General features: G+C 54.6%; 22 protein-coding genes. 6 read left to right on the plus strand and 16 right to left on the minus strand.

All coding sequences use genetic code 11. From position 1 onward, the window contains the following. Positions 1-6: 6 nt before the first annotated feature. The 3 genes from EKH49_RS08185 to EKH49_RS08195 form a co-directional block, all read right to left on the minus strand. Positions 7-894 carry an ABC transporter ATP-binding protein gene (locus EKH49_RS08185; RefSeq protein WP_236641086.1) on the minus strand — a complete coding sequence of 296 codons (888 nt, stop codon included), beginning with the start codon at positions 892-894 and terminating at the stop codon, positions 7-9. Further along, positions 884-1,732 (minus strand): ABC transporter permease, encoded by an 849-nt coding sequence (locus tag EKH49_RS08190; RefSeq protein WP_128470433.1) that lies wholly within the window; start codon positions 1,730-1,732, stop codon positions 884-886. Before EKH49_RS08190 ends, EKH49_RS08185 begins: the two co-directional genes overlap by 11 nt. 136 nt (positions 1,733-1,868) lie before the next feature. Continuing rightward, positions 1,869-2,999 (minus strand): LCP family protein, encoded by a 1,131-nt coding sequence (locus EKH49_RS08195; RefSeq protein WP_236641087.1) that lies wholly within the window; start codon positions 2,997-2,999, stop codon positions 1,869-1,871. Between the two features lie 380 nt (positions 3,000-3,379). Between EKH49_RS08195 and EKH49_RS16875 the strand changes: the two genes are divergently transcribed. Continuing rightward, complete coding sequence (locus tag EKH49_RS16875) at positions 3,380-3,523, plus strand: hypothetical protein (protein ID WP_236641088.1); 144 nt, start codon at positions 3,380-3,382, stop codon at positions 3,521-3,523. A 288-nt stretch (positions 3,524-3,811) separates the two neighbouring features. After that, a complete protein-coding gene (locus EKH49_RS16880; protein WP_236641089.1) occupies positions 3,812-4,219 on the plus strand; it encodes an integrase catalytic domain-containing protein in 408 nt (135 codons plus the stop codon). A 444-nt stretch (positions 4,220-4,663) separates the two neighbouring features. Here EKH49_RS16880 and EKH49_RS08205 read toward each other — a convergent pair whose 3' ends face one another. From EKH49_RS08205 to coaD, 3 genes are all read right to left on the minus strand, one after another. Beyond that, positions 4,664-5,377 carry a DUF6270 domain-containing protein gene (locus tag EKH49_RS08205; RefSeq protein ID WP_128470434.1) on the minus strand — a complete coding sequence of 238 codons (714 nt, stop codon included), beginning with the start codon at positions 5,375-5,377 and terminating at the stop codon, positions 4,664-4,666. A gap of 969 nt (positions 5,378-6,346) precedes the next feature. Further along, entirely contained in the window at positions 6,347-7,243 is an 897-nt protein-coding gene (gene galU, locus EKH49_RS08210; protein WP_128470435.1) for a UTP--glucose-1-phosphate uridylyltransferase GalU, read from the minus strand. A gap of 55 nt (positions 7,244-7,298) precedes the next feature. Further along, positions 7,299-7,769, minus strand: a complete 471-nt coding sequence (coaD, locus tag EKH49_RS08215; protein WP_128470436.1) for a pantetheine-phosphate adenylyltransferase — start codon at positions 7,767-7,769, stop codon at positions 7,299-7,301. A gap of 112 nt (positions 7,770-7,881) precedes the next feature. On the opposite strand from coaD, the gene EKH49_RS08220 reads away from it, so the two are divergent. Continuing rightward, positions 7,882-9,093: an aminotransferase class I/II-fold pyridoxal phosphate-dependent enzyme gene (locus tag EKH49_RS08220; RefSeq protein WP_128470437.1), complete on the plus strand. Its 1,212-nt coding sequence runs from the start codon at positions 7,882-7,884 to the stop codon at positions 9,091-9,093. Beyond that, on the plus strand, positions 9,090-9,872 hold the full coding sequence (locus EKH49_RS08225; RefSeq protein WP_128470438.1) for a spermidine synthase: 783 nt from the start codon (positions 9,090-9,092) through the stop codon (positions 9,870-9,872). Before EKH49_RS08220 ends, EKH49_RS08225 begins: the two co-directional genes overlap by 4 nt. Here the strand turns inward: EKH49_RS08225 and rsmD are convergent. Genes rsmD through EKH49_RS08245 form a run of 4 tightly spaced genes read right to left on the minus strand, consistent with a single transcriptional unit; the run spans position 9,849 to position 14,667 of the window. After that, on the minus strand, positions 9,849-10,433 hold the full coding sequence (rsmD, locus tag EKH49_RS08230; protein WP_128470439.1) for a 16S rRNA (guanine(966)-N(2))-methyltransferase RsmD: 585 nt from the start codon (positions 10,431-10,433) through the stop codon (positions 9,849-9,851). The two genes, EKH49_RS08225 and rsmD, sit on opposite strands and share 24 nt — an antisense overlap. A gap of 19 nt (positions 10,434-10,452) precedes the next feature. Further along, positions 10,453-12,639, minus strand: coding sequence for an ATP-dependent DNA helicase RecG (locus EKH49_RS08235; RefSeq protein ID WP_128470440.1), 2,187 nt, complete (start codon positions 12,637-12,639; stop codon positions 10,453-10,455). Further along, positions 12,632-13,600: a DAK2 domain-containing protein gene (locus tag EKH49_RS08240; RefSeq protein ID WP_128470441.1), complete on the minus strand. Its 969-nt coding sequence runs from the start codon at positions 13,598-13,600 to the stop codon at positions 12,632-12,634. The genes EKH49_RS08235 and EKH49_RS08240 overlap by 8 nt, the downstream gene beginning before the upstream one ends. Before the next feature lie 23 nt (positions 13,601-13,623). Further along, positions 13,624-14,667, minus strand: coding sequence for an LCP family protein (locus EKH49_RS08245; RefSeq protein WP_128470442.1), 1,044 nt, complete (start codon positions 14,665-14,667; stop codon positions 13,624-13,626). Between the two features lie 141 nt (positions 14,668-14,808). On the opposite strand from EKH49_RS08245, the gene EKH49_RS08250 reads away from it, so the two are divergent. Then, positions 14,809-15,258 (plus strand): DUF3515 domain-containing protein, encoded by a 450-nt coding sequence (locus EKH49_RS08250; protein ID WP_128470486.1) that lies wholly within the window; start codon positions 14,809-14,811, stop codon positions 15,256-15,258. Between the two features lie 74 nt (positions 15,259-15,332). Here the strand turns inward: EKH49_RS08250 and EKH49_RS08255 are convergent, their stop codons facing one another. From EKH49_RS08255 to leuC, 6 genes are all read right to left on the minus strand, one after another. After that, the gene (locus tag EKH49_RS08255; protein ID WP_128470443.1) at positions 15,333-16,445 is read right to left on the minus strand and encodes a D-alanine--D-alanine ligase family protein; all 1,113 of its coding nucleotides are present in this window, start codon (positions 16,443-16,445) and stop codon (positions 15,333-15,335) included. Further along, entirely contained in the window at positions 16,445-17,485 is a 1,041-nt protein-coding gene (locus tag EKH49_RS08260; RefSeq protein ID WP_269088430.1) for an NAD(P)H-dependent glycerol-3-phosphate dehydrogenase, read from the minus strand. Before EKH49_RS08260 ends, EKH49_RS08255 begins: the two co-directional genes overlap by 1 nt. 27 nt (positions 17,486-17,512) lie before the next feature. Then, positions 17,513-18,196 (minus strand): lysophospholipid acyltransferase family protein, encoded by a 684-nt coding sequence (locus EKH49_RS08265; protein WP_233125279.1) that lies wholly within the window; start codon positions 18,194-18,196, stop codon positions 17,513-17,515. Between the two features lie 95 nt (positions 18,197-18,291). Next, positions 18,292-19,611: a UDP-N-acetylglucosamine 1-carboxyvinyltransferase gene (murA, locus tag EKH49_RS08270; protein ID WP_128470445.1), complete on the minus strand. Its 1,320-nt coding sequence runs from the start codon at positions 19,609-19,611 to the stop codon at positions 18,292-18,294. Between the two features lie 256 nt (positions 19,612-19,867). Then, complete coding sequence (leuD, locus tag EKH49_RS08275; protein WP_066137887.1) at positions 19,868-20,473, minus strand: 3-isopropylmalate dehydratase small subunit; 606 nt, start codon at positions 20,471-20,473, stop codon at positions 19,868-19,870. Between the two features lie 14 nt (positions 20,474-20,487). Beyond that, a complete protein-coding gene (gene leuC, locus EKH49_RS08280; protein ID WP_066138945.1) occupies positions 20,488-21,927 on the minus strand; it encodes a 3-isopropylmalate dehydratase large subunit in 1,440 nt (479 codons plus the stop codon). Positions 21,928-22,049: 122 nt separating this feature from the next. On the opposite strand from leuC, the gene EKH49_RS08285 reads away from it, so the two are divergent. After that, on the plus strand, positions 22,050-22,775 hold the full coding sequence (locus EKH49_RS08285) for an IclR family transcriptional regulator (RefSeq protein ID WP_038991426.1): 726 nt from the start codon (positions 22,050-22,052) through the stop codon (positions 22,773-22,775). The last annotated feature ends 9 nt before the right edge of the window (positions 22,776-22,784 follow it).

Consider the following 22,784-nt stretch of genomic DNA (forward strand, 5'->3'; position numbering starts at 1 on the left):
CGACCCTTACTTCTTCGCCTTCAGATGTTGTTGATAGGCCCTAATCACTGTCGTTGGATCACCGTCCATCATTTGAACGCCCTTCTCGATCCAGATAACGCGATCACAAGTTTGCTTAATGGAGTTCATCGAGTGGGAAACATTGAAAATGGTTCCCGCACTGTCGCGGATTTCTCGAATCTTAGCTTCACTTCGTTTCTTAAACTTAGCGTCGCCTACCGCAAGAGCCTCGTCAACTATGAGAATATCGTGTTTTTTAGATGCGGCAATCGCAAACTTAAGTCGGGCGCTCATACCCGACGAATAAGTGCTCATTGGCAAGTCAATAAATTCTTGAAGTTCTGCGAATTGCGTAATATCTTCACGCATTTCTTCAACCTTTTCGCGGCTATATCCAAGTGCAAGCCCCCCCAAGGTGATGTTCTTATCACCCGACAGGTCAGGAATCAAAGCTGCTCCAACGCCTAGTAGACTCGGGCGAGAACGTGCGTAAACGGCACCACTTGAAGGTGGCGTCAAACCCGTAATCGCCTTGAGCAACGTGGATTTCCCTGAACCATTTGAACCAATAACTCCGATTGATTCATTCTCGTAGGCTACGAACGTAATTCCCTTGAGAGCGTGGACGGTGCGAACACCTTTCAATTTGGGACGCAACAATCGACGTGCACCAGCGTTTCCAACAGCTTTGCCACTGGAAAATACCTCATATTTCACGTGTAGATTATCGACTATCACCACCGGATTGCGAGTGCTGTCGATATCTAATTGCGAAGTCTTAATATCTTCCGGTTTAACCACATCGATAAAGGAAGTGTCGTCGGAAAAAATCGGCGCCGGCTCGTATTCGGGATGCAACTCCGGATTGATCAGGTCATCAAAACTAATTCGCACGACCGTAACGCTCCTCTGCTTTCCAGAAGTAAATCATTCCAATTACAAAAATGCACAATGCCCACAATGACACTACTTGCCAAGCCCACGGATCATGTTGGTAATTGTCCATAACTAAACCGCGCGCTATCTGCAAGGTCTGGTAAATCGGGTGGACGTTAAACACGGCGATCAAACCCGGCCAGTGACTCAACAATCGATCAGCACTGAAGAGCACACCCGATGTGTAGAACATGACACGTGTAAAAAGCGGGAGTATCTGGGAGAAGTCTCGAATGTGAACGGTAATCCTGGCACAAATCAGTGCCAACCCCATATTCAACACGGCATACACTCCCAGTAATGGAATTATGCCTAGCCAGCTCCATTTAGGCGTTGTCCCTAGAATCATGGCATATACGAACATAACTCCCAACATTGGCATCAAAGTCAAAAAGTTCTGGGTCACTTCGGCGACCGGAAGCGAAAGTCTAGGGAACGCCAGAGACTGTACCAGTGACTTATTTCCGGTAATAGACTTGGCGCCGTTAGTCAACGAAGCGCTGAAGAATTCGAAAAGGAAAACCCCAATAATGACGAACACCGGATAATCCGGCCCGCGATTACCACCCATAAGGACGCCAAAGATCGCTCCGTACATCAACGCATTGAAAGTTGGCTTGAGAACAATCCAAACCATCCCCAGACGATTTTTTTGGTTTCTCGACTGGACTCGAGCCTTCGCAAGTTCATAAATGAACTCCCTGCGCTGCCAAGTCTGTTTCAGATAGTTAGCCAGAGTAGGTCTTGCACCAACTCGGTGCAAGCCGTACTTTTCGGCTTCATCTGCAACTGTCATGCGAATTATGTCCTCTTGTTCGAATGCTACTTGATGCATTATCGGCTAAGCATAGATGTTCAAAGTCTAGTAGATGCAGTGCTGTTCTTCTGGCTTTCGTTCATCAGCATGATGTTGTTCATCCCACATCACGTGGTTACGGTTCCTCGGGCGGGTTTTCACGAAGGTAATCAGCCATCTTGTCGCTTTGCAACGCTTCGCTAATTTGAGTGATGGCGAGTTCGCTAGCCAATTCTATTGATTGCCCATCAGCGCTCATCGATGCGCCAGCAGTTGGCATCGTGAACATCGCCATATTATCTGTGTCCACGTTTTTGAGTTGCAAGCCTAATCCAACCAGCGTTGCAGCATCAAAGCTGTCGTCAACAGTGAGATAGGGAGAAACTTTGTCGACGATATCGTAAAGCTTAACCGGGTTTGCCAGTGTTTCTGATGAAAGCACCTGGTTGGCAGCTGCAGCGATGAATTTTCGTTGATTCGCAACACGTTGATAGTCACCATTGGTGAACGACTTCCGTTCTCGGACATACCGAAGCGCTCGGTCGCCTTGCAGCTTTATGTCACCTACAGGGTAGAAGTAGTCAGTATCATTCGCAGTGAAAGGGATCTCGTTGTTTAAAGTCACTCCACCCAAAGCCGTTGACAGTTCACGGAATCCTTCGAAATCAACCATGGCTACATGATCTAGCTTGGTCTTAAAAATGCCTTCGATTGTTTGCATCAACAGTGGAGCTCCGCCAAGCGATATCGCGGCGTTCAGCTTGTTCATTCCATGGCCGGGAATCTCCACGTACATGTCTCGAACCATCGACATCACGTACACCTGAGAGCGGTCCTCCGGGATATGGACAAGCATCATCGAATCGCTCCGCTGCGATACCGCCTCATTCAAAGCTGCGGATTCAGCTGTATCTTCATCGGCATGGTCTACACCCAGCAACAGAATATTCAGGGACTTATCGTCCGGATCCTTTACGGGACGGGCCTGTTCCTCGGCATCTGAAAAACCCAATGCTACGGTGTTAGATTTTGCGTTGAACTGTCGTTGCAAATCAAACAACACATAGCCGGCGCTGAGCACTGCTACCAGTAGCACTGCAACCACAGACACCACGATGCCCTGGGTTCGCTTCTTCTTCCGACGTTCAGATTTAGTTCGCGCACTCCGCGACGTAAAGACTGAATCTTGGTCTTGCACTTTTCTCATTCCTACTCCACCGGGCAACGATCCCCAAAAGCCAACAGCAGCCGAGGTGACTTCGCGCAATGAAAAAGACTACCCAAGATAAATGTGATTATCCTGAGTAGCCTAGGCCTTGGTCCTCAGATCCTTCCTCACGGCCGCTGTGAGGTTAGAGTCGAAGGTCTATTCAATTGTATTCATGGTGCATTAGCTGGTTGGCTCTCTACACGGAGTGATGTAAGCAACCGGCGATATCGATGCAACCACAGGTCTTGTAAGTTGGCTCGGTTTACCCTGTTGCCTTTTGTCGATATCTCCGGCGGTACCCAAATTCATAGTCAAGCCATTTTCAGCTCCGGAACTTCATAAAGTAACCCGTCGCGTCGGCTAATAAGAAACCTCCGGCACAGCAGCTCTTGATTCTCGGTCTCTTCGGGCATCTGCTCAGCATCTTGAGACTGACAATGAGTGCGTGCAAAGAAGTCACCAAGAAACTTGCCAATAGTTACCGGCTCGGTGACAAGGCAACGAAATCACGGATCTTGGATGAGCTGACGGCGCTGACCGGCTGGCACCGCGACTACGCCCGCGCTGCGCGAAGCGCTTAAGCCAGCTAAGCCACGCATCGTGCGAGCCGCAGGATACCGACCTACCCGGCAGACCTGCAGCCAGCACTGATCTTGTGCTGGGCGGTGCTGCGTGGCCCTGCCTCCAAACTGCTGGTAGCTTCCATGCCCCACCTCGTGCCCATGTTGCGTGCCGAGACGGTCTTGGACGTCACTGACGAGCATGCCGCCTTGCTGCTGCGGATGAGTGCCTCGACTATTGACCGGAGGCTGGCTGGCGAACGGGAGAAGATGGTTCTTCGGGGTCGTTAGCATACCAAGCTCGGTTCCTTGCTCAAGCCCCAGATCCCGGTGCGGACCTGGGCCGAATGGGATGACGCGGTTCCTGGCTTCGTGGAGATCGATCTGGTGGGCCACGAAGGCGGCCATAGCCACGGCGAGTTCTGCTTCACCTTGACCGTCACAGATATCAGCACCGGATGGACGGTGAACCGGTCGGTGCGCAACAAAGCCCAGAAGCACGTCTTCGCCGCGTTGATGCACGTCATGGAGGTCTTCCCGTTCCCGATCATCGGCATTGATTCGGACAACGGCAGCGAGTTCATCAACCAGGAACTGTTGCGCTTCTGCCAAGAGCAGCAGATCACGTTCACCCGGTCCCGGTCGGGGAACAAGAATGACGGCGCACACGTGGAGCAGAAGAACTGGTCGCGGGTCCGTGAGCTGGTTGGCTACTAGCGCTACGACAGCCCCGAGGAACTGGAGCTGCTCAACCAGATCTGGGAGCTGGACCGGATTTTCACGAACTATCTTCTGCCGCAGCAGAAGCTGGTTTCCAAAACCCGCCATGACGCGAAGGTCACGAAGGTCCATGATCGGCCGGCTACGCCTCATCAGCGGGCGGTGGCGCATCCTGCGGTGCGGAAGATGCCGGTGATCCGGATGAATGCGGCGTTCAAGAAGATCCGGGTCATGGCGTTGTCCCAGCAAATCCTGGAACTGACCGGAAGTCTTGAGAAGTTATCTGTTGCGAAGTCCGGGTCTTCGGCCCGGCAGGCGAGGAAGGCAGTGCAATGAACCAGTTATTTCGCGGAGGATTTCATTTGAGGCAACGTATCAAGGTTCCCGGAAGTTTTGACACGAAGCAACAGACCCAACACACAGTCATTAGTATTTTAGCTCCTACATCGCGTCCCGCAGATTGCTCAGCATCGCCTTATATGTGCCTTCTGTGTAGTGGAACGGGGCAGCGCCCCATTTATGCCCTACGGATTGCGAAACAGCATCATCTTGACGAGTTCTCACTACCTGAGCGCCCTTTTCTCCCGCAAGATTCAAGTACCGTTCCGCCTTAGAATTAAAGTCCTTAGCACGTTTCGCAAGGGCGCTTTGTTCGTTTCCAAATTCGTCTTTCATCGCCCACGGCGTTGCGTTGAGATAAAGTCGATCAGACAGACCCAAGCGATCAAGTGTCGACATGAATTGTTTGAGGCCCCTATTCCACAATTCGAAGTGATCATCTGCCCCAAACAACAATGCGCGACCAAAGGGTCCTGGATGTAGCCCTTCAGCAACATGATTACGTGATTGGGTCACCATGCCACCACTCTTAACGATGCGAACGCCTAGCCTCTCGTCGCACAGATCCCAAAAAATGACATCAGGTGCAGAACGCTGAATCTCAAAGCGAAGATTTCCCTCAACGTCCCCCTTGCACATTCGGCTCTGAAAGTTCGATTTAATCGCACTGAAATCGTACTCAGAAGAATTAGATGGTCTGTAGGCAGAAATTAGCGATTGACGAGCGACATAGCCCACCATTTCCAGCCCGTAATCTTTGAACCACGTGACAGAATCTCGTGTGACGCAGCTACCGTAAATGAAAACTCGGGTCATGATCATACACCTTATCTGACTGGATAGGGACTAATTCGAATATTCACAGGTTCAGATAGTAAGCTCTACTAATACTTACTGATTCATGGGTTTCGTAGACAAGGAATAATTTATCATTGTAACGAATTGAAAAATTCTTTGACTTTCCAAGCGTACCGTATCGTCAATGATTCCTAACATTTATGGCGTTACATCAGTTCAGACTTTTACAATCATTCAAGGCAAAAAATTCGTTTTAATTTCTTGGATCAACGGAGAACCTAGAGCCTGTTGTAGACAGCTGGCAATCCCTCACCAGTTATTTCTTACCAGCTGCTCAAGCATCTTGTGGCATGATCTCACTTGACTAAATTCTACTACGTAAGAACGAAAAGATCCGCTCTTTCCGATTCTGTCAACAGGTAACAAGCCCTCGTCCAGGCTTCAGGCAAGAATCAAATTCTGGGATAGTTAGCGTCGTGGATCGGGGTTGTAAGTGGTTCTTGAAAGGGAACGCATAACGCATTCAGGTGGCCGCTAAGTTCGCGGATCTGGGTAGTGGCGGCTGCGAAGGACTTCACCTCGGTCCGGCAGGTTCCGCGGCGCTGCCCCAGCTTCCACACGGCAACTTTAGCGCCCCGCTAGGAGATGTCGATTTCTGCAGCACGCTCATGCACGAGCTCCATCGCGCTTCACTTCCTACCAATATGATCTTTTACTCCAGACGTTGGTGCCGACGTGGGATTAAGGAGTGAAAAGTTGAAATCTAGTACTCGTGTTCGAAGCAACAATCCACGGTTCTCGTATGATTCCGCGCAGGCCATGCTTCTACCCGGGCTCAAAGCACGAGAGTTCTACCGGCAGGCGCACACCACCAATCAGGTTCAGGATGCGCCTGACGCCGATCCAGCACGAGACTCCGTAGCAAACGCAACATAGGAGAAATTCTCAATCATTCGGTTTGCGTTACCAAAGTCGGGTGTAAAGCTCTTAGAGTGAACTTACAAATTCTTTCAACCAAACCCTAAAGTTATCGCCCAGTTCTTCATTCTCTACGGCCAGTGCAATATTCGCTTGCAGATAACTCAATTTATCCCCTGTGTCGTAACGTCGACCTCTGAAAATTACAGCGTGGACACCAGAGCCCTCAGCGTCGGCAGTCGCCAATTCTTGGAGAGCGTCCGTTAACTGAATTTCATTGCCCCGTCCTGGAGCAGTGTGCCTCAAGATTTCGAACACACGAGGATGCAGTAAATAACGGCCAATAACAGCTAGGTTGCTGGGTGCTTCGTCAATGCTCGGTTTTTCCACCAATCCATTCACTTTGACATAGTCAGCATTCGCTACTCGGGCTACATCGGCACATCCGTAAGCACTTATTTGGTTTGGATCGACTTCCATCAATGCAATTACTGAACCGCCAGTCTGCTTCTGGACATCAATCATGAAGGAAAGCAGATCATCATCTTCATGGATCAAGTCGTCCCCTAGAAGAACTGCGAATGGCTCATCGCCCACATGTTGCTCAGCACACAAAACTGCGTGTCCTAGACCACGCGGATCACGTTGCCGCACGTAATGGATATCCCCCAATGCGGTAGCATCTTGCACCAAAGCGAGCTTCTTCGCGTCGCCTTTCGCTTCTAGGGTCGCTTCAAGCGACGGGACACGGTCAAAGTGGTCTTCAAGTGCGCGCTTGTTTCGGCCAGTGATCATCAAGACATCATTCAGCCCTGCACGAGCCGCTTCTGCGACAACGTATTGAATCGCTGGTTTGTCTACAACTGGGAGCATCTCCTTGGGCATTGCTTTTGTCGCAGGAAGGAAACGTGTCCCTAAACCGGCTGCCGGAATGACTGCCTTGGTAATGGAGCGAGAGGTAGACATAAAGGTAAATTCCCTATCTTCGGATTAGTCGTTCGCGATAGCTATGCGCAACGACCTATGGATGAGTAAGTCTTTTGATAACAGCCCGCGGGAAGTATTCATCAACGTCCCCACCAAGTGCCTGAACTTCCTTGAGCAACGAAGATGACAAATGCGTGTAGCGCGTATCGGCCTGAAGGAAAACAGTTTCAACTCCAGTCAGATGCCGATTCATCGTGGCCATGGGAATTTCGTATGCGTAGTCAACAGTGCTGCGCAATCCCTTGACGATTGCCTCGGCGCCCTGCTCCTTGCAGAAATCAGCCAGCAGGCCTTGCCCCATAGGAACAGCGGAAACCCCACGCAGTCCCCCAACAGTTTCCTCAACCATCGCTACGCGTTCTTCTTCACTGAAGCGGTACTTTTTGGAGTAATTCGTAGACACAGCCACGATCACCTCATCAAAAAGGCTCGCTGCGCGCGCAATGATCTCGACGTGTCCATTGTGAATTGGGTCAAAAGAACCCGGGCATACCGCTCTTCGCATGATCTGAATCTATCAAGAACTCTCGCCAATTCAGCGAACTGGTATGAATGTCTCGTAAAGATTCAATGACTTAATGCCCATGCTCGCCTATACACAAGACGATAATGGAACCATGAGCATTGAATACCCTCCATGGCAACGGACCGCCCACGGTGCCAACCTACTAGATTCCACTGGCCGGCCGGGAGTGACCATCTTCGAAGAAATCACCGGATTAGCCAATCGTCATCAGGCGATTAATCTAGGACAAGGATTCCCAGATTCCGAGGGGCCGGAAGAAATCAAGCAAATTGCCATCGATGCCATCCGAAATGGCGCTAACCAGTATGCCCCAGGTTCAGGGACTGCTATGCTCCGCGAAGCCATCGTGGCCCACCAGGAGCGCTTCTATTCATTGAAGCTCGACCCCGAATCCGAGGTCGTTGTTTCTACCGGCGCAACCGAAGCTATCGCTGCTTCTTTACTTGCTTTCCTGGAAGCCGGCGATGAAGTAGTGACCTTTGAACCGTATTACGATTCATATGCGGCCATGATCGGGTTGGCCAATGCAGTGCATAAGGTCGTTCAGCTCAAGGCTCCGAAATTCGAGCCGGATATGGATGACCTTCGACGTGCGGTCACCGATGAGACCCGAGTAATCGTCGTGAACAATCCCCACAATCCAACGGGCACAGTTCTAGATGTCTCGGTGCTCCAGGAAATCATTGCTTTAGCACATCAGCATGACTGCATCATCGTCGCCGACGAGGTCTACGAACACCTCACTTTTGGCATACGGCATGTTCCGATCGCGAGCTTGCCAGGTGGATTCGAGCGAACCATCACCATTTCTTCGGCAGGCAAGTCCTTCTCCTTTACCGGCTGGAAAGTTGGATGGGCAACCGGCCCCCGCGAACTGATCACTGCCATCCGTACGGTAAAACAGTTCCTTACCTATTCCTCGGGCCCTGCGTTCCAACCTGCTGTCGCACAAGCCTTGAATCTTCCTGATGCCTTTTTCGAACGCTTCGCTGCTGATTTAGGACAGCAGGGAGAAATTCTCGCATCAGGCCTGGAACAAGCTGGGATCCCGGTTATACGTCCAAAGGGCACCTACTTCTTGGTTGCTGACGTACGCAGCTTTGATCTGAACGACGCTGCTGAAGTAGCGCGCATGATGCCCGAGCGCGTAGGCGTAGCTGCGATTCCGATGTCTGCCTTTGTCCATCCCGAGAATCAGCAAGACTACCAAGGACTGTTGCGTTTCGCTTTCTGCAAGAAGCGTGAGGTTATTGCCGATGCCGTCGAGCACTTGCGCCTCCTGCCAAGGTTGCTTTCCCAATGACGCGCAAGCCTGCTAAACGGTGGCTCGGATTCATCCAGGAACACGCCACTATTTACGACGATGATTTGATTCCCGGGTCAAAAATACTAGCGATCGGCGATGCGCCTCAATCCCATGTGAATCTTTCCCATCCGGAAGAAGTGTTCTACGAGTATCTCGCACGCATAGCTAACCATCTGAAGGTCTTGCGCCCAGAAATTCGCCCATTGAAGATGCTGCATCTAGGTGCAGGTGCATTGACCTTGGCCCGTTGGGCGAGTGTCGTTTACCCATCGAGTACCCACGTGGCTGTAGACATTGAGCGCGAACTTCTTGATTTCGTTCTCACGCATCTTCCTTTGCCGGATGACTGCCACTTGTCACCGATTGTCGCCGATGCGAGGAGTGTACTTGCCGAACAACTGGCCGGTGAGAAGTTTGACGTCATTGTCTTGGATATTTTCTCTGGCCCGGAAGCCCCTGAACACCTGACTACGGAGGACTATTACGCCGAACTCAAGAACTCTTTGGCCAATGACGGATTGCTCTTCGTGAATATTGGAGATGATCCGCCCTTGAATTTCACTTGCACCCAAGTCGAGGCGGCGAACTCCAGCTTTGAGTTCGTGATGCTGAGTTCGAGTCCGGAAATGTTTACCAACCGCTTCCCCGGGAATTTGATTCTCACAGCGTCGCGCCAACACTTTAGCGAAGACCAAATAGTCCAGTGCCAGGCAGCCGGACCGTACCCGTCAGAAGTTCGCCATTCGATGGATCTAGATGGGTTCTGCAAACCATAGGTGCGTTTCGCCGTATTTCTTGTCGGCGAACTTCTCCATGTTGCTTGGCCATGTAGGTTCCGGTGAGCGTCCGGAACGCTCCACAATGACTGTGGCATCCTCAGCCAGGATTCTGGATATTTTCTCGAGGGTGACAGCCAGTTCTTCTTCAGTCAGCGGGTAGGGAGGATCCAGCAAGACAATGTCAAAGGTCTTGCTGGGCACGCCCGAAATTGCGTTGTAATAGCCGTCTAGGACACTATCAACAGTTCCACGCTGTACCGTCACCGTATTGTCCTTCAACACCTTGTTCACCAGGGACGCGTTTTGCTGGCAAACAGAAACCGCTTTAGGGGCTTTTTCTACCAGAACAACCTGCCGCGCACCGCGACTGGCCGTCTCGATTCCCAGCGACCCCGAACCGGCGAAGAGATCCAGCACTCGGGCGCCGGCAAGAATATCCCAGCTATCCAAACGGGAGAAGAGAGCCTCCTTGACACGATCCGTTGTCGGGCGCGTTGCATCGCCTGGTACGGACTTCAGTGGATGCCCACCGGCAGCTCCAGCGATAATACGGCTCATTGCCTAGCAATACCTTCAATCAGTTCTTATTCAAAAATTCTTTAGTGGACTCATCAAGCCAATTCCCGGCTGCGCTCAGAAGCCCCGGGTAGTTGCTTCCCCAGTTGGCATCGGCAAGAAGCCTGCCCACATCGGTTCTCGCCTGCTCAATGAGCGAGCGATCCTTGATGATGCTCAGTTCCCGCAACGTCGACCGGCTGCCTGATTGCTGAACACCCAAGATATTTCCTTCTTTGCGTTCAGCCAAGTCTGCCTCGGCTAGCTCAAAACCGTCGATGGTTGACTCGATGGTCTTCAAGCGTCCAACCGACGGATGATCCGCGTCCAACCATGTCGTCATGAGGCACGTACCAGGCAGTCCGCCACGGCCTACTCGACCGCGCAGCTGATGGAGCTGCGAGATGCCGAAGCGCTCAGCATCCATGATCACCATCAAGGTCGCATTATGGACGTCAACTCCAACCTCAATGACTGTCGTGGAAATCAGCACGTCAATTTCACCACGGGCAAAGGAATCCATGGTTGCCTGCTTGTCTGCCACATCTAATTGCGAGTGCAACGCCTCGGTACGTATCCCAGCGAATTCAGGCATCCCAGCGAGCATCTCCTGCATGGCTTCTACACTCATGGGCTGACCGGAGGATTCTTCATAGGACGCCAGAAGAACGCCTTGTTCCGCGGCAGTGTCCGAAATTCTTGGGCACACCAAATATGCTTGGTGGCCCTTCTCCACTTCTTCAACAATTCTGGTGAATAGCCTGTTGCGGAAACCGGTCAGCTGCATTGGCACGATATGCGTGTGGATCGCGGCGCGGCCGGCGGGCAAGCGTTTAATTGTGGAGGTGTCCAAATCACCAAAGACGGTCATGGCGACGGTTCTCGGTATCGGAGTAGCAGTCATGACCAGGGTATGAGGAACCGAGTCGACTGCTTTAGACCTCAAGGCGTCGCGCTGCTCAACACCAAATCGATGTTGTTCGTCCACGACGACGAGGCCGAGATCTGCAAACTGCACATGGTCGCTCAAGAGGGCATGCGTACCAATAATCAGTCCAGTCTCACCGCTGGCAATACCCAGCAATGCTTCACGGCGATGGGCACTTTTTGCCGACCCGGTTAGAAGCGCGACGCCTGTTCCTTCGTCTTCGCCGAAAAGCCCAGGTTCAGCGAGCTTGCCAAGCATCTTCTTGATCGAGGCGTAGTGCTGTGCGGCCAGGACTTCTGTTGGCGCTAGGAGTGCCGCTTGTCCTCCGGCATCAATCACCTGCAAGATGGCTCGTAGCGCGACAACGGTCTTGCCGGAGCCGACTTCGCCCTGCAGCAAGCGATGCATTGGATGCGACTGGTCCAGGTCCTTGGAAATTTGCTCGCCGACGACAAGCTGGTCTTCGGTCAAGCTAAACGGCAGCTGGGCATCGAATTTGTCAGCTAAGCGGCCCGGCACCGGTGGGCGTGCAATTGCTTTCTGCGCGCCCAGCTGGCGCCCGCGTTCGCCTAACGCCAACTGCAGCATAAATGCTTCTTCAAAGGCAAAGCGCTGTCGAGCGACGTAGGCGTGCTTAATTTCCTTGGGGAAATGGCGATCCAAGAACGCTTGATGGCGTTGTGGATAATGATGCGTGCGAAGAAGTTCCCTTGGAAGAAACTCAGGAAGCTTCTGATCTGTGAAGTGCTCCAGCAACAGCCCCATCAGATCCCGGATGCGCTTGTTGGGCATCTTTGCCGAAGCAGGATAGATCGGAATTGGACGCGGATCTGCTTGGGCTGCCTCGTCCAGGATCGCGTACTCAGGCTGGCTCAGCTGCAGGTGGTCCTGGTACCAACCGACCTTGCCGCTAAACATCGCGATAGTTCCAATGTGCAGATCTGTCCGTGCTTGATAGCCATTGAAGAAGGTCATCTTCAGCTCTTGGCCGCCTGCGCTGAGCTCATCACTGACGGTCACTTCAAGAATGAAACCGCGTCGCGAGTGCATCTGCCGCTGGCTGACGTTGACAACCTGGGCGACAACTGTAACATGCTCATCGAAGGGAAGCTCTGAAATTGGAGTGAGCTCACCTACCTCAACATACCGACGCGGAAAATGCCATAAGAACTCCCCCACCGTCGTATAGCCGAATGCCTTTTCCAGCGCGGTGGAGTTCTTCTTTCCCAGGAATGCTGAGAGCTCTGAACTCTCAAACGAACTAAGCGTTGTTTCAGCCATCGTGGGTGCACAGATCAGTGACACTGATATTCACCGGGTCACCGTGTTTTCTGATGAGTTCCAGTGCCGGTTCGGCATCAGGAACGTGGACGTGAACGCGCCATCTGTAGGTGTCTTCCTCCAACTGATTAACTGGCGACATGATCACTGAATTGCCCATTGAATCCAGTTGTCCGCGCAGAGTAGCGGCACCCAAGGCATCCAGAGCTACGGTGCACATCACTTCTACACCAGTCTCATTGTCCTTATTCAGGTGAATATGGGGATCTTGAACCTGATAGCCATGGAAATTCTCGTAGGAATCAAAATCAGTGGCGTCGCTTCGAATGGCAGCACAGAGTTCATCGATGATGATCAACATGCCCACTGCACCAGCATCTACCACACCAGCTTCCACGAGGGACGGTAGCTCCGTTTCGGTTCCCTTCACTGCCAATCGGGCCGCTTGGCTCATCTGGGTCAAAACCGAATCCAAAGCTGCGCGGCTTTCCAAATCGCTCTTCAGGTGTGCAAGAGTCGATCCTGCGGCCAAAGCAATGGCATTGATCACCGAAAGCATGGTGCCCTCGACCGGTTCGCTCAACGCTGACCAGGAGCGCACCTTGGCACGTTCAAGTCCCAGCGCCAAAAGTGGCGCAGTAAGCCGTTCGCATCCGTTCCATGGTTCGCTCAGTCCGCTGAGGAAAACAGCCAACAGGGTTCCGGAATTGCCGCGCGCCGATTCCATGGAAGCGCGCGCGGCAACTTCCAAGAAGCCACCGATGTCGTCGCTTTCCAATTTGCTCACCGCATCATGCCCGGCCCGTGCCGTCAGGTAGAGGTTGCTGCCTGTATCGCCGTCAGCAACGGGGAAAACATTGATAGCGTTCAGCCGGTCGGAGTGGTTCCCGAGACTCTTGACGCTCCGTGCTAGCCATTCCCTGATGGCACGCACTGAGGTATCGAGTTTTTGGGGAGTCATGGAAAGTCGGTCCTTCGGTGGAATTAGCGAGACAAGTCAGTAGTTTCTACGAACTCTGCCATCTTGTCTTCTTGCAGTGCTTGGCCAAACTTCTCGATCACGTCCATGTCAGGAATAACAATGGACTGGCCGTCGGCGGAGCGTCCCGGGCCCTTGTTTGGAAGTGTGAAGAATTCCATGTCGCTTGGACGCAAGTCGAGCATTGAAGAGGCGTAGGAAGCAACCTTGGCAGCGTCCAGTGTTTCGTCAACTGCGATGAACGGGGCGATTTGGGAAACGACTTCGGAAACCTTGCCGGGGTTGGTCAGGGTTTCCTTGGACATCAACTGTCCCAGCAGCGCCTTGACGAAAAGCTGCTGATTCTTGACGCGCTCATAGTCGCTTCCCGGGAAGGACTTGCGTTCGCGGACGAAAGCCAGTGCCTGTTCGCCATTCAGTGTCTGCACACCTTCTGGGAAGTACATGCCATTAACGATCGACTGCTTGAAGGCACGAGGGTTATTGACTGTCACTCCCCCTACAGCATCGGTCAGTCCCTTGAATCCTTCAAAATCGATGGAGGCCACGTGATTAATGCGAACGCCAAAGAGACCCTCGAGGGTCTCAACGGCCTTCGGCACTCCACCGCTGGCGAATGCACGGTTGATTTTTGCCGTGCCTACGCCCGGAATATCAAGCCAGGTGTCACGCATGACGGAGGTGACAAACACGTTTTTGCGGTCTGCAGGGATGTGGACCAGCATCATGGTGTCCGAGCGACCGCCATTGGGCAAGGTACCGAATTCCTCGCTGTCTTCGTCCGTGTCACGCGTTGCTCGAGTATCACTGCCAAGCAGCAAGATGTTCACCGCGTCTTTGGACTCTTCCTTGACCTCAGGACGAGTTTCTTCCGCAGGGAAAGCGTTGGTAATCGTCTGGCTTTCGGAATCGAAAGTTCGGCCAAGGTTCCAGAGGTAACCGCCGGCGACTAGTCCAGCGACCACCACAAGGGCAAGCACACTCAAGACGATGGCTCGACCCGTGCGCTTCTTCTTTCGCGGTCGCACTGGATGCTCTTCAAATGACATTTGCTACCTTTCACAGTTTCAACTCTGTACATCTTATCTTTCAGACTGCCCATGTAGGCTTATAACGTGTCTAAAATCAGTTCGAAAGCCCGACCGTCACCAAAACTTAACCGAAAACTTGTCCAAAGTTCGGCCTTGGTGATGAGCGGTGCTCTTTTGCTTCCAGTACTTGCAGGTTGTTCTTCAGTTGCTTCCGTGGATGCTGCCCCAGATGCGGCAAACCCGCTGTGTGCGGAAATGATGGTTGTCCTGCCCGAAGCCATCGATGATGCGGAACGCCGTTCCACCACGTCCCAAGCAACGGCAGCCTGGGGCGACCCGTCAAAGGTCGTTCTGCGTTGCGGTGTAGAAGTCCCCGGGCCGACAACGGACCCTTGCGTGTCGGTGAATAACGTTGACTGGGTAGCGCATGAGGACGAAGCAACGAGCATCTGGACTTTGACCACTTATGGCCGGACTCCGGCAACCGAAGTCATTCTCGACCCTAACGTGATCCCGTCAAGCACAGTTCTGGCTACACTTTCAGATGCTGCGCAAAAGATCCCAGCTTCCAAGAAGTGCGTCAGCGTTGACAAATCGGTGGACTTGTAAACAACTCGTCGACAAAAGTTTCGGGGTGTGCTGAATTTTCAACACACCCCGAGGTTCCACCAATGCTCGTTGGCCTAGCGCAAACCGATGTTCCGCTCGGTCGCCAGGGCAATCAGCTCATCAATGAGTTCACGGTACTCAATTCCCGTCTTCGCCCACATTTGCGGGTACATGCTGGACGGAGTAAAGCCGGGCATTGTGTTGATTTCATTGATGATCCACTCACCTTCGGGAGTGTAGAAGAAATCAACTCGGGATAGGCCTTCTGCGTCGATGGCGTCAAAGGCCTTGACTGCCAGCTCACGGATTTCGCGCGTGGCTTCATCGCTTAAGTTTGCAGGGCAGCTGAGCTCAGCTGCGGCTCCATCAACGTACTTGGCTTCGAAATCATAGAAGGTGTGCTGAGCGTCCGCCACCGCAATTTCTCCTGGCAATGAAGCGCGCGATGGTCCGCTGCCGCGGCCTTCAAGAACGCCGCATTCGATTTCCCGCCCGACGATCCCCTGCTCGATGATCACCTTGGGATCTTCGGCCCGGGCGATTTCAATAGCAGCACGCAGCTCGGAAGGATCAGCAACCTTCGTGATGCCTACCGAAGACCCTGCGCGGGCCGGCTTAACGAACAACGGGTATTGCAGGTTTTCGCAACGCTTCATGGCAGCTTCGCTATCACGCAGCCACTGCTTGTTGGTGATGACTTCGTACGGGCCCACCTTGAAGCCGGCCCCTTCGAAAACCACCTTCATGTAGTGCTTGTCCATGCCCATGGCGCTGGCTGCGATACCGGAGCCAACATAGGACACACCTGCCATTTCAAGCATGCCCTGGATTGACCCGTCTTCACCGAATGGACCATGAAGCAACGGGAAGACCACGTCAATCTCGCCCAGGTCCGCCACAGCGGAATCCGAGTAGGACAGCAATGATGTCTTCTGCGCATCGGTAGACAGGTGCACCGGATGATCCACCGAGGAAATCTCCGGCAGCTTGCCGGTGTTCAGAGCCCAGCCTTCCGGATCTTCATCCAGCAGGGTCCAGCCTCCGTCGCGGGTGATCCCCACCGGAACGATTTCAAAGCGTTCACGGTCGATAGCGTGCATGACTCCGGCAGCAGTCACGCAAGAAACGGAGTGTTCTGAGGATCGGCCGCCGAAGAGCAAGAGGACGCGTAATTTGCGTTCAGTCATTAGTGACGTTCTCCTTCGGATTTCAATTCACGCGACAACAGGCGTGCGGCCATGTTCTCAACGCTCAAGGTGCCTTCGAGCACCATCACCACTGCTTCGGTAATCGGCATTTCCACGTTATGGGCACGGGAAAGGTCGAATACGGCACGTGCTGATTTGATGCCTTCCGCGGTCTGCGACATGCGGTCATTGACCTCTTCCAAGAAGAGCCCCTGGCCAAGCAGACGTCCGGCGGTATTGTTGCGGGAGAGCGAGGAAGAACAGGTAGCGACAAGGTCACCCAAACCAGAAAGGCCGGCCAAGGTATCCAAACGGCCGCCCAGGGCAAGGACCAAGCGAGTCGTCTCGGCCAAACCGCGAGTGATCACGGTGGACTTGGTATTGTCGCCCATCCCCATGCCGTCGCACATGCCGACGGCAAGCGCGATGATGTTCTTGACGATACCGCCAAGTTCCACGCCCAGGACATCATCATTTGTGTAGGGACGGAAGTACGGCGCGGAGCACAATTCAGCAATCCACTGTGCAGTATCGGAATCTGTACAGGCAACAACAGAGGCGGTGGGCTGCTCGCGCGCAATCTCCATGGCCAGATTCGGCCCGGACAGCACGGCAATTTGCTCAGCGGGCATCCCGGTCACTTCAGCGATCACTTGGCTCATGCGCAGGTCAGTTCCGCGTTCAAGGCCCTTCATCAGGGAAAGCAGCACGGCATCTGGTTCAAAGAATTCCTTGAATTTCCCCAATTCCTGGCGCAAGGACTGCGACGGAATTGCCAAGACCACAAGGTCGGCGCCGGTAAGCACGGTCTGCGGATCCGATGATGCCGTGACGTTGGCAGGAAGCTTGGTTTCGCGCAGGTAGCGTGAATTGGTATGGCGTTCGTTGATTTCATTGGCTGCGTCTTCGCGACGTGCCCAAATCTGAACCGCGAGTCCCTTGTCTGCAACTGAATCGGCAAGCACCTTGGCGAAGGTGGTCCCCCAGCTGCCAGCGCCCATGACGGCGATTTTTCGTGGTAGCGGCTTAGTCAAAGTCAGTCCTCTGGAAGGTGATGATGAAAGTAATTAATTTTCCGGGGTATCGAAATTGCGTCCAGTCTTCGACTGGCCGTGCTTGCTGGGATCCCAACGCACAGCCGGCGCTTCTTCTTGGCGCAGCTCCGCGGTCAGTGCAGTAATTCCGTCCATGATGCGATCTGTGGCTTCCTGCAGCACTGCACGAGTGCGCGGGCCTCCACGCAGATCGTCGAGATCCACTGGCTGGCCGACGGACACGGTGACGTGCTTCCGCGGGAACAGGTACATCTTCTTGGAATAGCGAGGCAGCAGTTCCTGGTCGCCCCAGTGTGCCATCGGCACCACTGGTGCACCGGTTTGCAAGGCCAACCGTGCGGCGCCAGTCCGTCCAACCATTGGCCACAAATTGGGGTCGCGGGTCAGTGTGCCCTCCGGGTAAATGACAATGACACCGCCGGCATCCAGCACTTTCTTGGCCGCGGACAGCGATTCGCCGGCATTGGATGCGCTGCGTGATACCGGGACCTGGCCGGTCTCGCGCAGCAGCCAGCCAAGCACTGGAATCTTGAACAAGGACTCTTTGGCCAGCCAGCGTGGCAGCCGGCCGTTGCTGTAAATAGCGTGGCCTACAACCAGCGGATCAATTTCCGTGAGGTGATTGGGGCAGAGGATGTACCCGCCCTGCGGAAGCGTCTCGAAACCCTTCCACGTCTTGCCAATCAAAGCGTTCATGGAAGTACGGACAACGCCCGCCAATACTGAGAAAACCCGCTTGGTCCTTGCGGATTCGCCAGGGGCCAGAATCTTTACCACGAATCTGATCCCCTTTAGTTGCTCAGCTCGACGTTTGCGCCCAGGGCCTGCAGCTTTTCCATGAAGTGCTCGTAGCCACGGTTGATGATCTCGATTCCGGTGACCTTGCTGGTGCCTTCGGCAGCCAGTGCGGCAATCAGGTGGGAGAAACCACCACGAAGATCCGGAACATCGATGTCGGCACCGGTGAGCTTGGCGGGGCCCACCACAACAGCTGAATGCTTGAAGTTGCGCTGCCCGAAGCGGCAAGGGGTGGATCCGAGGCAGTCGGTGTGCACCTGGACAGTGGAGCCCATTCGGACCAGTGCATCGGTGAATCCGAAGCGATTCTCATACACGGTTTCGTGAATGACCGAGACGCCCTTGGCCTGGGTCAAGGCAACCACCAGCGGCTGCTGCCAGTCGGTCATGAAGCCCGGGTGCACATCGGTTTCGAGGATCAGCGGATTAAGATCTCCACCTGGGTGGTAAAAGCGGATGCCATCGCTCTTGACTTCGAATTCGCCGCCAATCTGGCGGTAGACATGCAGGAAAGCAGTCAAGTCACGCTGGGTGGCGTCCTGGACGAAGATATCGCCCTTGGTGACCAGAGCGGCAGAGGCCCAAGATGCGGCTTCATTGCGGTCCGGCAGAGCCGAGTGGTCGAAGCCCGAGAGCTTCTCGACACCCTGGATGCGGATCACGCGGTCGCGGTGCACCGAGATGATGGCGCCCATCTTCTGCAGCAGCGAGATCAGGTCCAGGATTTCCGGCTCAATGGCTGCATTGCTGACTTCCGTGACGCCCTTGGCGCGGACGGCCGAGAGCAGCACCTGCTCGGTGGTGCCAACGCTTGGGTACTGCAGTTCGAGCTTGGCTCCGGTCAGCCCGTTTGGGGCAGAAATGCGGATACCGTCGGCTGCCTTGTCCACGATGGCACCAAAGTCGCGCAATACTTCAAGGTGGAAGTCGATTGGGCGGTCACCGATGCGGCAGCCACCCAGATCCGGGATGAAGGCTTCGCCCAGGGAGTGGATCAGCGGTCCGCAGAAAAGAATGGGAATACGCGAGTCGCCGGCGTGGGCATCGATGGCCTGGTTCGAGGCGGTCTTGACCTGGGTAGGGTCCATGGTGAGATCACCAGTCTCGGGATCCTGGTCCACCTTGACGCCGTGGATTTCAAGCAGGCTGCGGACAACAGCTACGTCCTTGATCTCCGGTACGTTGCGCAGTACCGAAGGGCTGTCGCCCAGCAGAGCCGCGACCATGGCTTTTGGCACTAGGTTCTTCGCTCCGCCGACTCGTACGGTGCCCTTTAGCGGAACACCACCATGGATCGTCAGGATCTTACCCATGTATGAATTACCTCATCGCGTAGTCGTTATCGCCCGCCGAAGCATCAAGGCTTTCGAACTGGCAGGACTAAGTAAGCATACCGCCTCTATACCTGCCAGTACGCCCAGATCATCTCGTGGCGCACACATTGTGAGCATGCTTTCAGACAGAACCATGATGCCCTGCAGAAAAACATTGCGTTGGGAACGCAATGGTCCGCTCACCCCTAACAACGCCAGGGATGAGCGGACCATTCCATTTACCTTGAACTCGGTGCTAGCCCGCAGTACGTGCGGGCAAAGTTCTCGGCTTGTGTGCAGGGCGCTTGGCCTCGTATGCGGTGATATCTTCCTCGTGCTGCAAGGTCAGGCCGATGTCATCCAGGCCTTCCATCAAGCGCCAGCGGGTGTAGTCGTCAATTTGGAACGGGGCCGAGATGGAACCGCAGTGAACCGTACGCGATTCCAAGTCCACGGTCACCGTGGTGCCTGGATTGTTTTCCAGTTCCTTCCAGATCAGTTCGATGTCGCTCTGGGCTACTTCGGCGGCGACCAGTCCCTGCTTGCCCGAGTTGCCACGGAAGATATCGGCAAAGCGCGACGAGATCACGGCCTTGAATCCATAATCCTTCAACGCCCAGACAGCGTGCTCGCGCGAGGAACCGGTGCCGAAGTCGGGGCCCGCCACCAGTACGGAGCCGGTGTTGAATGGTTCCTGGTTCAGGATGAAGTTCTCATCCCGTCGCCAACCTGCAAACAACGCGTCCTCAAAACCGGTGCGGGTGATGCGCTTGAGGTATACGGCGGGAATAATCTGGTCCGTATCCACATTGCTCTGCCGCAGTGGAACACCAATGCCGGTGTGGCTGACAATCTTTTCCATGACGGTGATCCTTCCTAGACCGAAACCGGTGCGTTGACGAGGTCGCTAGGCGACGAGAGGGTTCCACGGATTGCGGTAGCCGCGGCAACCAGTGGCGAGACCAGGTGGGTGCGTCCGCCCTTGCCTTGGCGTCCTTCGAAGTTGCGGTTCGAGGTTGATGCGCAGCGCTCCCCCTCGGCCAGCTGGTCCGGGTTCATGCCCAGGCACATGGAGCAGCCCGCGAAGCGCCATTCAGCACCGAAGTCCTTGAAAATCTGGTCCAGTCCTTCTGCTTCGGCTTCCAAGCGAACTCGCGCCGAGCCCGGGACCACGATCATGCGGACATTAGGGTCTTTTTCCTTGCCCTTGATGACCTGGGCAGCCGCACGCAGGTCTTCCATGCGGGAGTTGGTGCAGGATCCCAGGAACACGGTATCCACCCGGATATCCTTCATTGGTGTACCGCCCTCAAGTCCCATGTAAGTCAATGCTCGCTCGCAGGCCTTGCGGTCATTTTCGTCTTCGAAGTCTTCTGGCGAAGGCACATTCTCGGACAGCGAGACGCCCTGGCCAGGGTTAGTGCCCCAGGTGACAAAAGGTTCGAGTTCATCAGCGTTCAAGAAGACTTCGGCGTCGAAGCGTGCACCCTCATCGGTGTGCAGCTGCTTCCAGTCTGCAACAGCGGCATCCCAGTCTTCGCCCTCCGGAGCATGCGGGCGGCCCTTGACATATTCGAACGTCGTTTCGTCCGGTGCAATCATGCCGGCGCGGGCACCGGCTTCGATGGACATGTTGCAGATGGTCATGCGGGCATCCATGGACAGCGAGCGAATCGCTGAGCCGCGGTACTCCAGCACGTAACCCTGGCCGCCACCGGTACCGATCTTGGCAATCACGGCCAGGATGATGTCCTTGGAGGTAACGCCTGGCTTCAAGGTGCCCTCGACGTTGATGGCCATGGTCTTGAACGGCTTCAGGCTCAGAGACTGGGTGGCCATGACATGTTCGACCTCCGAGGTGCCGATGCCAAAGGCCAGGGCGCCGAAGGCGCCATGGGTCGAAGTGTGCGAGTCGCCGCAGACAACGGTCATGCCCGGCTGAGTCAGTCCCAGCTGCGGACCGACGACGTGGACAATGCCCTGTTCCTTGTCGCCCAAGGAGTGCAGTCGGACGCCGAATTCCTTGCAGTTGTCGCGCAGGGTGTGGATCTGGGTGCGGCTGGTCAAGTCGGCAATGGGCTTGTCGATGTCCAGCGTCGGAGTGTTGTGATCCTCTGTCGCAATGGTCAGGTCCGGGCGGCGCAGTGGACGGCCAGCGAGGCGCAGCCCTTCGAAGGCCTGCGGAGAGGTCACCTCATGCAGCAGGTGGAGATCAATGTAAATCAAGTCCGGCTGGCGGGCTTCGCCTTCGCCTTCTCCTCGACGCACAACATGTGCATTCCAGACTTTTTCTGCCAACGTCTGGGGCGACTGCATGGCGGACATGCGACACACTCCTCAAGCTACGAACAATTGATACTCCAACTTTGACACTTCACAGAGCGACTTTTCCAGTATGCGGACTTGAATCTCAAATACTGAGACGTGATACTTGGACTATGACAACAGGCAGCGGCGTAGGCGTACTGGATAAGGCAGCAGCCATTCTCAATGCATTGGAGAATGGCCCCACTTCCCTTTCCCAGTTGGTGGAACTCACCGAAATTTCGCGCCCCACGGTGCACCGCATTGCCCAGTCTTTGGTCCATCATGGATTAGTTGGACGCGACATGCATGGCCGCTTTGAGCTGGGAAACCGTCTGGTGGAGCTCGCCAGCGCAGCGGGCGAAGACCGGTTGGTCAGCGCAGCCGGGCCGGTGCTCATCAAGCTTCGCGACCTCACCGGTGAAAGCACGCAGATTTTCCGCAAGCAGGGTGACTACCGTGTGTGCATTGCCAGCGCCGAGCGTCCAATCGGCCTGCGCGACACCATTCCTGTGGGAACCCAGCTGTCAATGAAGGCCGGTTCAGCAGCCCAGATCCTGCTCGCGTGGGAAGACAATGAGCGCATGGTGGAAGGATTGCACCATGCGCGCTTCACACCGACAATCCTGGCCGGAGTCCGCCGACGCGGTTGGGCTCAGTCGCTGGGAGAACGCGAGCCGGGTGTTGCTTCCGTTTCCGCACCAGTTCGAGGGCAGTCCGGACGCGTCATCGCGGCTCTGTCCTTATCGGGCCCGATTGAACGCCTCACCCGCCAACCAGGCAAGATCCACCATGAAGCCGTGACGAGCGCCGCCCACGAACTTTCTGAACTGCTGCGCGTTCAAAATGACCGTGCGTAGCCAGCACAC

Origin of the sequence: Glutamicibacter sp. HZAU (assembly GCF_004100365.1) — a bacterium.
Lineage (GTDB): Bacteria > Actinomycetota > Actinomycetes > Actinomycetales > Micrococcaceae > Glutamicibacter > Glutamicibacter nicotianae.

Bases quoted from the DNA above. Each gene is read 5' to 3' on its own strand.
- EKH49_RS08285 (WP_038991426.1), top strand. From the start codon at position 22,050: ATGACAACAGGCAGCGGCGTAGGCGTACTGGATAAGGCAGCAGCCATT.
- murA (WP_128470445.1), bottom strand. From the start codon at position 19,611: ATGGGTAAGATCCTGACGATCCATGGTGGTGTTCCGCTAAAGGGCACC.
- EKH49_RS08190 (WP_128470433.1), bottom strand. From the start codon at position 1,732: ATGACAGTTGCAGATGAAGCCGAAAAGTACGGCTTGCACCGAGTTGGT.
- EKH49_RS08225 (WP_128470438.1), top strand. From the start codon at position 9,090: ATGACGCGCAAGCCTGCTAAACGGTGGCTCGGATTCATCCAGGAACAC.
- leuC (WP_066138945.1), bottom strand. From the start codon at position 21,927: ATGCAGTCGCCCCAGACGTTGGCAGAAAAAGTCTGGAATGCACATGTT.
- EKH49_RS08245 (WP_128470442.1), bottom strand. From the start codon at position 14,667: ATGTCATTTGAAGAGCATCCAGTGCGACCGCGAAAGAAGAAGCGCACG.
- EKH49_RS08220 (WP_128470437.1), top strand. From the start codon at position 7,882: ATGAGCATTGAATACCCTCCATGGCAACGGACCGCCCACGGTGCCAAC.
- EKH49_RS16875 (WP_236641088.1), top strand. From the start codon at position 3,380: ATGAGTGCGTGCAAAGAAGTCACCAAGAAACTTGCCAATAGTTACCGG.
- EKH49_RS08205 (WP_128470434.1), bottom strand. From the start codon at position 5,377: ATGACCCGAGTTTTCATTTACGGTAGCTGCGTCACACGAGATTCTGTC.
- coaD (WP_128470436.1), bottom strand. From the start codon at position 7,769: ATGCGAAGAGCGGTATGCCCGGGTTCTTTTGACCCAATTCACAATGGA.
- EKH49_RS08250 (WP_128470486.1), top strand. From the start codon at position 14,809: ATGAGCGGTGCTCTTTTGCTTCCAGTACTTGCAGGTTGTTCTTCAGTT.
- rsmD (WP_128470439.1), bottom strand. From the start codon at position 10,433: ATGAGCCGTATTATCGCTGGAGCTGCCGGTGGGCATCCACTGAAGTCC.
- EKH49_RS08255 (WP_128470443.1), bottom strand. From the start codon at position 16,445: ATGACTGAACGCAAATTACGCGTCCTCTTGCTCTTCGGCGGCCGATCC.
- galU (WP_128470435.1), bottom strand. From the start codon at position 7,243: ATGTCTACCTCTCGCTCCATTACCAAGGCAGTCATTCCGGCAGCCGGT.
- leuD (WP_066137887.1), bottom strand. From the start codon at position 20,473: ATGGAAAAGATTGTCAGCCACACCGGCATTGGTGTTCCACTGCGGCAG.
- EKH49_RS08240 (WP_128470441.1), bottom strand. From the start codon at position 13,600: ATGACTCCCCAAAAACTCGATACCTCAGTGCGTGCCATCAGGGAATGG.
- EKH49_RS08235 (WP_128470440.1), bottom strand. From the start codon at position 12,639: ATGGCTGAAACAACGCTTAGTTCGTTTGAGAGTTCAGAGCTCTCAGCA.
- EKH49_RS08265 (WP_233125279.1), bottom strand. From the start codon at position 18,196: ATGAACGCTTTGATTGGCAAGACGTGGAAGGGTTTCGAGACGCTTCCG.